Annotated in this window: 6 protein-coding genes; all 6 read right to left on the minus strand. The window is 70.9% G+C overall.

Annotation, left to right across the window (positions count from 1 at the left end):
• Nucleotides 1-93: 93 nt before the first annotated feature.
• Nucleotides 94-294, minus strand: coding sequence for a helix-turn-helix transcriptional regulator (locus tag ACYVE9_RS14185; RefSeq protein ID WP_461028190.1), 201 nt, complete (start codon nt 292-294; stop codon nt 94-96).
• A gap of 257 nt (nt 295-551) precedes the next feature.
• Nucleotides 552-1,409, minus strand: a complete 858-nt coding sequence (locus tag ACYVE9_RS14190; protein WP_461028191.1) for a sugar phosphate isomerase/epimerase family protein — start codon at nt 1,407-1,409, stop codon at nt 552-554.
• A gap of 10 nt (nt 1,410-1,419) precedes the next feature.
• The gene (locus tag ACYVE9_RS14195; protein WP_461028192.1) at nt 1,420-2,439 is read right to left on the minus strand and encodes a Gfo/Idh/MocA family protein; all 1,020 of its coding nucleotides are present in this window, start codon (nt 2,437-2,439) and stop codon (nt 1,420-1,422) included.
• A gap of 104 nt (nt 2,440-2,543) precedes the next feature.
• Nucleotides 2,544-3,458, minus strand: a complete 915-nt coding sequence (locus ACYVE9_RS14200) for a sugar phosphate isomerase/epimerase family protein (protein WP_461028193.1) — start codon at nt 3,456-3,458, stop codon at nt 2,544-2,546.
• A gap of 138 nt (nt 3,459-3,596) precedes the next feature.
• Nucleotides 3,597-4,469, minus strand: coding sequence for an ATP-binding cassette domain-containing protein (locus ACYVE9_RS14205; protein ID WP_461028194.1), 873 nt, complete (start codon nt 4,467-4,469; stop codon nt 3,597-3,599).
• 6 nt (nt 4,470-4,475) lie between these two features.
• Nucleotides 4,476-5,524: ABC transporter permease (locus ACYVE9_RS14210; protein WP_461028195.1), on the minus strand; the 1,049-nt coding region annotated here is incomplete at its 5' end.

The following is a 5,524-nucleotide window of genomic DNA, read 5'->3' on the forward strand; positions in this document are numbered from 1 at the left end:
CCGTCGCGGCGCCTGTCCGGTGCCGCGGCACGCGAAGGCCCCGCACGCCGCGGGTGCGGTGTGCGGGGCCTCGGATCTGCGGCGGGTGCCGTCCTATGTCCCTCGTCGTCCGCCGTGCCCCGGCCTGCGGGCCACCCACTCGCGGACGGTGTCCGCGAACCAGTAGGGCTTGCCGCCCTCGACGAGGTCGGGTGACGGCAGCAGGCCGTGCTTGCGGTACGAGCGCACGGTGTCCGGTTGGACCTGGATGTGCGCGGCGATCTCCTTGTAAGACCACAGACGTCGGTCGGCCATGTGAGGCACCTCCACGGGGGTGTCCGGTGATGCCCGACCAGACTGTGCGTGACGCACGACACAGTGTGACGACCGGGCCCCGCTGTTGACCTCCTGTGACCGGAAACCCGCGTAACGGTGACGACTGTGACCGGCTGGGGACTCTTGTTACTCGCGTGACGCGCGTGACCCGCGACCGGCTGCCCTCCGGCCTGCGGTCATCCGATATGACGACCACCGCCGCGGCGCCGGTTCCGCCGTGGCGGTCAGCGGCGGCGTCAGGGGCGGCCGGCCAGGTACTCGTCGATCCTGCGCCGCATGAACAGCGACGACTCCCGGGCCCGCTCCTCCCACGCGAAGACGCAGGCCGTCAGCGTCCCGTCGAAGTGGTTGTCCCGCAGCGCGCGGAACAGCTCGTCGAAGTCCACCTCACCCTGGCCGACGTCCAGGTGCTGGTGGACGCGGACCGTCGAACCGGGCGGGTTGACGATGTAGCGCAGTCCCGAGGAGCCGCGGTGGTCGAAGGTGTCGGCCAGGTGCACGTGGGTCAGCAGCTCACCCGCGTGCGCGATCTGGCCGGGCGCGTCGTCGCCGTGGTGGAAGGTGTGCGGCGCGCAGTACAGGTAGGAGACCTGCGGGTGGTTGATGCCGCGGATCATGTTGACGGCCTGGTAGCCGTCCTCGATGAAGTCGTCCGGGTGGGGCTCCAACGCCAACCGAACACCCTCCCGTTCGAAGTGCGGCAGCAGTTCCTCCATCGACCGCCAGAACTGCGCCTCGCTCCGCTCGGGGTCCTCCGGGCGGCCGTTGAACTCCGAGATCATGCTGTCCACGCCGAGGTCCGAGGCGATCTGGATGGCCCGTTTCCAGTACCGGACCGCCGCCTGGCGTTCCAGTTCGTCCGGTCCGGACCAGCGGAACAGCGGTAGCACGGACGAGATCCGCACCCCCGCGGCGTCCAGCGCCTTGCGGAACCGGCGTACCGTGCCGTCGTCGACACGCGGGTGCCTGAAGAAGGGGTTGACGTCCTCCCGGGGCGACAGCTCGATCCACTCGTATCCCAACTCCGCTACCAGAGCGGGCAGTTCGAGCAGCGGCACATGCCGGAACATGTAGGGGTCGAGAGCGATGCGCATGGCGGGTCCTTCACCGGTAGAAGGCGGGGCGCTCGATCATGTCGACGGCGGTGCGCCGCCCGGTGGCCTGAGCGGCGACACCGGCCTCGCACACCGCGGCGGCGGCGTAGCCGTCCCAGGCGCTCGGCCCGGTCGTGGTGCCGCTCCGGGTGGCGTCCACCCAGCGCTGCAACTCCCGGTCGTAGGCCTCGGCGAACCTGCCGATGAAGTCCTGTGTGATCGCGCCGCCCCACCGCCCGGCCCGGTTGGTCAGCATGCCGTGGCCCTCCCCGATGCGCGCGGTGCCCCGCTCGCAGACCGCCTCCGCCTGCACCTGGTAGCCGAAGCCGCAGGTGGCGAACATCTCGACGTTGACCAGCGCGCCGCCCTCGGTCTCGAACACGACCAGCTGCGGGTCGCTGAGCCCCTCGGGAGCGCCGGAGTTCGCCGTCGGCCGGAATACGCTCACCGCGGTGATCTCCTGCTCCAGCAGCCAGCGGGCGCAGTCCATCTCGTGCACCACCGCGTCGTTGATCAGCATCTCGTTGGTGAAGTAGTCGTGCACGCCCGCGTTGCGGTGGCGGCAGTGCAGCATCAGCGGCCGGCCCAGCTCACCGCCGGACAGCAGCTCCTTGAGGTCCAGGTACTCGCTGTCGAAGCGGCGCATGAAGCCCACCTGGATCAGCCGGCGGCCCCGCTCCTGCTCGGCCTTCAGCACTCGCAGCGCGCTCTGCGCGTCCGGGGTGAGCGGCTTCTCGCACAGCACTGGCAGGTCCCGGGACAGCGCCTCCAGCAGCGCCGCCTCGTGCGCCGGGCCGGGAGAGGCGATGAGTACGGCGTCCACGCCGTCGGCGGCCATCGCGGCGGCGGGGTCGGTGTGCGCGGTGCAGCCGTTCAGGCCGTCGGCCAGCTCCGCGGCCCTGGCGTGGTCGATGTCCACCACGGCCGCCACGTGGGCGCCGCTGATGACGTCGTTGATCCGGCGTACGTGGTCGGCGCCCATCTTCCCGGTGCCGATCACGGCGACGCCGACAGAGCCCTGGTTCGTCATGTGGTCCTTCGTCTCCTGGTAGCGGTCCGGCCGAGGTCGAGGACGGCCGGCGCCGGGGCGCGCCCGGCGCACGGGCCGTGGGTGGGGCGGTGCCGTCCGTGCGGTCAGGCGCCGCAGGACCGCAGGAAGCGGCGGGTGCGCTCGGCGATGGGCAGCGGCTGGTCGGGCGGGCAGGGGTACATGTCCTGCTCGACGATGGCGAACAGGTCGATGCCCAGGCCCTGCGCGGCGGTCAGCACCGGTTCCAGCGCGGGCACGCCCAGCGGCGGCTCGCACATCACGCCCTGCCGCACGGCCGGACCGAAGGGCGTGCCGTTCTTCACGACGTCGGCCAGCACGTCCGGGTCGACCTGCTTGAGGTGCAGGTACCCGATGCGCTCGCCGTAGGTCTCGATCAGCTTGACGCTGTCCCCGCCGCAGTACGCGTAGTGGCCGGTGTCCAGGCACAGGTTGACCAGGTCCGAGTCGGTCGAGTCGAGGAAGCGCACCACGTGCTCCTCGGTGTCGATGTGGGTGTCGGCGTGCGGGTGCACCACGATGTCCAGGCCGAACTCCTCGCGGCAGCGCCGGGCCAGCTTCTCCATGCCGGCCGCCAGCTGCGCCCACTGCTCGCCGGTCAGCTCGGACGGTTCGAGCAGCTCGGCCGTCTTGTCGTCACGCCAAAAGGAGGGGATGACCACCAGGTGCCCGGCGCCCATCGCCCTGGTGAGGGCGGCGACCTCGGCGACGTGCGCCCAGGTCTCGTCCCAGACGGCGGGGCCGCGGTGCAGACCGGTGAACACCGTCCCGGCGGACACCTTCAGACCGCGGCGCTGCACCTCGTCGGTGAGCCGGGCCGGGTCGGTCGGCAGGTAGCCGTGGGGGCCGAGCTCGATCCAGTCGTAGCCCGCTCCGGACACCTCGTCCAGGAACCGCTGCCAGGGCACCTGCTGCGGGTCGTCGGGGAACCACACGCCCCAGGAGTCGGGGGCCGAGCCGATCCGGAGTCGGTCCAGGGCGGGAAGGCCGGGGGCTGTCATGACGGGGGTCTCCTCTCACCGGTCCGCTGGGGGACCGGGGGACGGTGCGGTGGTGGGCGCGGTGCGCCGCGGTGGTCGGCCCCGGACGGTTACCCGGCCCGCCGGTGGCCGGGCGCGTCCGGATGGGGCGGTCCGGGGTCAGGGACGGGTGGCGCCGGGGGACCTTGGCCCCGTCTCCTCCGGCAGGGTCTCCACTGTCACTCCGCTGACCTGGGCCAGTTCGTGTTTGAGTGCGGCGAGTTCCGCGCCGCCGGCCATGTGGTTGGTCAGCTCCTCCAACGAGACGTCGCTGCGGGTGGCGTTCAGCTCCAGGGCCCCGAGGCGCAGCACGGCGAAGTGGTCACCGACCATGAAGGCGTGGTGCGGGTTGTGGGTGATGAAGATGACACCGAGGCCGCGTTCCCGGGCGGCGGCGATGTACTTGAGCACCACGCCGGACTGCTTGACGCCCAGTGCGGCCGTCGGTTCGTCGAGGATCAGCACCCGGGCGCCGAAGTAGACGGCCCGGGCGATGGCGACCGACTGCCGCTGCCCGCCGGAGAGTGAGCCGATGGGCTGCTCCAGGTCGTCCAGCACGATGCCCATCTCGCGCAGCTCGGCGTCGGCGATCCGCTTCATCTGCGCGATGTCGAGCCGGCGGAACGGCCACACCCCGCTGGTCAGTTCGGAACCGAGGAAGAAGTTCCGCCAGACCGGCATCATCGGCACGGTGGCGAGGTCCTGGTAGACGGTCGCGATGCCGTGGTCCAGCGCCTCGCGCGGGGTGGACAGCCGGACCGGGCGGCCCTGGATGAGGTACTCGCCCTCGGTGTGCTGGTGCAGTCCCGACACGATCTTGATCAGGGTCGACTTGCCGGCGCCGTTGTCGCCGAGCACGCAGGTCACCCGGCCGGGACGTACCACCAGGTCGACGCCGCTGAGGGCCCGGATGTTGCCGTAGGCCTTGCCGACACCGCGCAGTTCGACGATCGGCGCGGAACGGTCCGGGTTGTCATCGGATGGGGTCGCCATCGTGGGTCACCTCCGGGTGGCCTGGTTGCGCACGTACAGGTTGACGAGGACGGCGAGCAGCAGCATCGCGCCCAGGAAGAACTTGAACCAGTCCGGGTTCCAGTTGGCGTAGACGATGCCCTGGGTGACCATGCCGAACAGGAACGCGCCGATCACCGGGCCGATCACCGAGCCGTAGCCGCCGGTCAGCACGCAGCCGCCGATGACGGCCGCCGCGATGTAGAGCAGCTCGTTGCCGACGCCCTCGCCGGACTGCACGGTGTTGAAGGCGAACAGCTGGTGCATGCCGACGAACCAGGCCGCGAAGCCGACCGTCATGAACAGCGTGATCTTGGTGAAGGCGACCGGCACGCCGACCGCCCGCGCGCTCTCGCGGTTGCCGCCGACGGCGAACACCCAGTTGCCGTACTTGGTGCGCAGCAGCACCCAGGTGCCGACCAGGGCGAAGAACAGCCACCACAGCACGGTGACGCGGAAGCTGGTGCCGCCGATGGTCACCGAGGAGGAGAACACCGCCTGCGCCTGGCTGAACCCGTCCATGTCGCGGATGGAGTCGGTGGCGACGTTGCCGGTGACCAGCTTCGTCACGGCCAGGTTGGCGCCCTGGAGCATCAGGAAGGTGCCGAGCGTCACCAGGAAGCTGGGCAGCCCGGTCCTGATCAGCAGGAAGCCGTTGAGCGCGCCGATGGCCAGCGACACCGCGAGGGCGAAGGCGACGCCCACCCAGACGTTCATCGACAGCTGGAAGGCGAACATGCTCGCGGTGAGCGCCGAGGTGATCACCGCGACACCGGCCGAGAGGTCGAACTCGCCGCCGATCATCAGCAGGGCCACCGCGAGCGCCATGATGCCGATCGTGGACGCCTGGTAGAGCACGGTGGCCAGCGAGTCGAACTGGCGGAATGTGGGTGCCGCGGCGAAGAAGAAGAGGTAGACCGCGACGGCTCCGATCAGCGCGCCGATCTCCGGCCGGCCCAGCAGCCGGTGCAGCAGCGAGCGCCGGGAGGTGCGGCCGTCCTTGCCGGCCGGGCCGGGGCCCCCCGCCGCCGGAGCGG

The sequence above is a fragment of the Streptomyces sparsus genome, from assembly GCF_054776295.1.

Excerpts from the sequence above, each read along its gene's own strand:
- ACYVE9_RS14185 (WP_461028190.1), bottom strand. The coding sequence starts at position 294 with ATGGCCGACCGACGTCTGTGGTCTTACAAGGAGATCGCCGCGCACATC.
- ACYVE9_RS14190 (WP_461028191.1), bottom strand. The coding sequence starts at position 1,409 with ATGCGCATCGCTCTCGACCCCTACATGTTCCGGCATGTGCCGCTGCTC.
- ACYVE9_RS14195 (WP_461028192.1), bottom strand. The coding sequence starts at position 2,439 with ATGACGAACCAGGGCTCTGTCGGCGTCGCCGTGATCGGCACCGGGAAG.
- ACYVE9_RS14200 (WP_461028193.1), bottom strand. The coding sequence starts at position 3,458 with ATGACAGCCCCCGGCCTTCCCGCCCTGGACCGACTCCGGATCGGCTCG.
- ACYVE9_RS14205 (WP_461028194.1), bottom strand. The coding sequence starts at position 4,469 with ATGGCGACCCCATCCGATGACAACCCGGACCGTTCCGCGCCGATCGTC.